Below are 3,254 nucleotides of genomic sequence, written 5' to 3' on the forward strand. Positions count from 1 at the left end.
GCATGGCAATGTCCTATCCTCGCAGGGAGCGATCCCCCAACTACTTTCGGCGTGCTGAAGCTTAACTTCTGTGTTCGGCATGGGAACAGGTGTGTCCTTCAGGCCATCATCACCACACTCATCTCTTTGAGATGGAAAGCTTGTGCTTTCAAAACTAAATAATATCATATCTCCTTATCAATTACCAGACACCTTTTTCTACTTGGTTAAGTCCTCGACCGATTAGTAATGGTCCGCTCCATACGTCACCGTACTTCCACTTCCATCCTATCTACCTCATCATCTCTGAGGGGTCTTACTTCCTTATTGGAATGGGAAATCTCATCTTGAGGCGAGTTTCACACTTAGATGCTTTCAGCGTTTATCTCATCCATACATAGCTACCCAGCGGTGCTCCTGGCGGAACAACTGGTACACCAGCGGTATGTCCATCCCGGTCCTCTCGTACTAAGGACAGGTCCTCTCAAATTTCCTACGCCCGCGACGGATAGGGACCGAACTGTCTCACGACGTTCTGAACCCAGCTCGCGTACCGCTTTAATGGGCGAACAGCCCAACCCTTGGGACCGACTACAGCCCCAGGATGCGATGAGCCGACATCGAGGTGCCAAACCTCCCCGTCGATGTGAACTCTTGGGGGAGATAAGCCTGTTATCCCCGGGGTAGCTTTTATCCGTTGAGCGATGGCCCTTCCATACGGAACCACCGGATCACTAAGCCCGACTTTCGTCCCTGCTCGACCTGTCTGTCTCGCAGTCAAGCTCGCTTGTGCCTTTACACTCTGCGAATGATTTCCAACCATTCTGAGCGAACCTTTGGGCGCCTCCGTTACCTTTTGGGAGGCGACCGCCCCAGTCAAACTGCCCACCTGACACTGTCTCCCACCACGATGAGTGGCGCGGGTTAGAGTGGTCATAATACAAGGGTAGTATCCCACCAATGCCTCCACCGAAACTAGCGTCCCGGTTTCTATGGCTCCTACCTATCCTGTACAAGTAGTACAAACACTCAATATCAAGCTACAGTAAAGCTCCACGGGGTCTTTCCGTCCTGTCGCGGGTAGCCTGCATCTTCACAGGCAATTCAATTTCACCGAGTCTCTCGTTGAGACAGTGCCCAGATCGTTACGCCTTTCGTGCGGGTCGGAACTTACCCGACAAGGAATTTCGCTACCTTAGGACCGTTATAGTTACGGCCGCCGTTTACTGGGGCTTCAATTCAGGGCTTCGCTTACGCTAACTCTTCCTTTTAACCTTCCAGCACCGGGCAGGCGTCAGCCCCTATACTTCATCTTACGATTTTGCAGAAACCTGTGTTTTTGATAAACAGTCGCCTGGGCCTTTTCACTGCGGCTGACCTGGCGGTCAGCACCCCTTCTCCCGAAGTTACGGGGTCATTTTGCCGAGTTCCTTAACGAGAGTTCTCTCGCTCACCTTAGGATTCTCTCCTCGACTACCTGTGTCGGTTTGCGGTACGGGCAGTTAGTTCCTCACTAGAAGCTTTTCTCGGCAGCGTGACATCGGCGACTTCGTTACTATAATTTCACTCCCCATCACAGCTTGTTAACCCGAATCAAAGCATTTCACTCTGACCCTAACTTACTGCTTGGCCGGACACTTCCAATCGTCCGGTTCGCTTAGCCTTCTGCGTCCCTCCATCGTTCAAACGCAACTAACTGGTACAGGAATCTCAACCTGTTATCCATCGACTACGCCTCTCGGCCTCGCCTTAGGTCCCGACTTACCCTGGGTGGACGAGCCTTCCCCAGGAAACCTTAGTCATTCGGTGGACAGGATTCTCACCTGTCTTTCGCTACTCATACCGGCATTCTCACTTCTAAGCGCTCCACCAGTCCTCACGGTCTGACTTCGTCGCCCTTAGAACGCTCTCCTATCACGCATCGTAGATGCATCCACAGTTTCGGTAATATGCTTAGCCCCGGTACATTTTCGGCGCAGAATCACTCGACTAGTGAGCTATTACGCACTCTTTAAATGATGGCTGCTTCTGAGCCAACATCCTAGTTGTCTGTGCAACTCCACATCCTTTTCCACTTAGCATATATTTAGGGACCTTAACTGGTGATCTGGGCTGTTCCCCTTTTGACGATGGATCTTATCACTCACCGTCTGACTCCCGGGTATAAATCAATGGCATTCGGAGTTTATCTGATATTGGTAACCCATGACGGGCCCCTCGACCAAACAGTGCTCTACCTCCATGATTCTTGACCCCGAGGCTCCCCCTAAAGAGATTTCGGAGAGAACCAGCTATCTCCAAGTTCGTTTGGAATTTCACCGCTACCCACACCTCATCCCAGCCTTTTTCAACAGACACGGGTTCGGACCTCCAGTGCGTTTTACCGCACCTTCATCCTGGACATGGGTAGGTCACCTGGTTTCGGGTACATAACTACGTACTTCGTACGCCCATTTCAGACTCGCTTTCGCTACGGCTCCGGTTTTTCCACCTTAACCTTGCACGTAATCATGACTCGCCGGTTCATTCTGCAAGAGGCACGCCGTCACCCATTAACGGGCTCCGACAGCTTGTAGGCATATGGTTTCAGGAACTATTTCACTCCCCTCCCGGGGTGCTTTTCACCTTTCCCTCACGGTACTGGTTCACTATCGGTCACTAGGTAGTATTTAGCCTTGCGAGATGGTCCTCGCGGATTCCGACGGGGTTTCACGTGTCCCGCCGTACTCAGGATCCTGAACGAAGAGAGTAACGTTTCGTCTACTGGACTATCACCATCTGTGGTATAGCTTCCCAACTATTTCGACTACGTTGCTCTTTGGTAACTTCAATGTTCAGTCCTACAACCCCAACAAGCAAGCTTGTTGGTTTGGGCTCTTCCCGTTTCGCTCGCCGCTACTCAGGGAATCGAATTTTCTTTCTCTTCCTGCAACTACTAAGATGTTTCAGTTCACTGCGTCTTCCCCTTACTAGCTATAGATTCACTAGCAAGTAATCATCGATTAAGATGATTGGGTTTCCCCATTCGGAAATCTCCGGATCAAAGCGTACTTACCGCTCCCCGAAGCATATCGGTGTTAGTCCCGTCCTTCATCGGCTCCTAGTACCAAGGCATTCACCATACGCCCTTCATAACTTAACCTAATGAGCTTCGCTCATGATCAAAGTTAAATGAGTATGATTGCGATTTTATTCGTTAATAAAACTCAAAATAACGCGGTGTTCTCGGTTTTCTTGATTTTTAGAAAATAGATATTATTTAGTTTTCAAAGTAC

General features: G+C 50.1%; 2 rRNA genes. Both read right to left on the reverse strand.

Annotated elements, in window-relative coordinates:
• Nucleotides 1–117 (reverse strand): 5S ribosomal RNA (gene rrf / locus PS3_RS07725).
• An 85-nt stretch (nt 118–202) separates the two neighbouring features.
• A 23S ribosomal RNA gene (locus tag PS3_RS07730) occupies nt 203–3,121 on the reverse strand.
• Nucleotides 3,122–3,254 lie beyond the last annotated feature (133 nt).

The sequence above is a fragment of the Limosilactobacillus gastricus PS3 genome, assembly GCF_000247775.1.
Classification (GTDB): domain Bacteria; phylum Bacillota; class Bacilli; order Lactobacillales; family Lactobacillaceae; genus Limosilactobacillus; species Limosilactobacillus gastricus_A.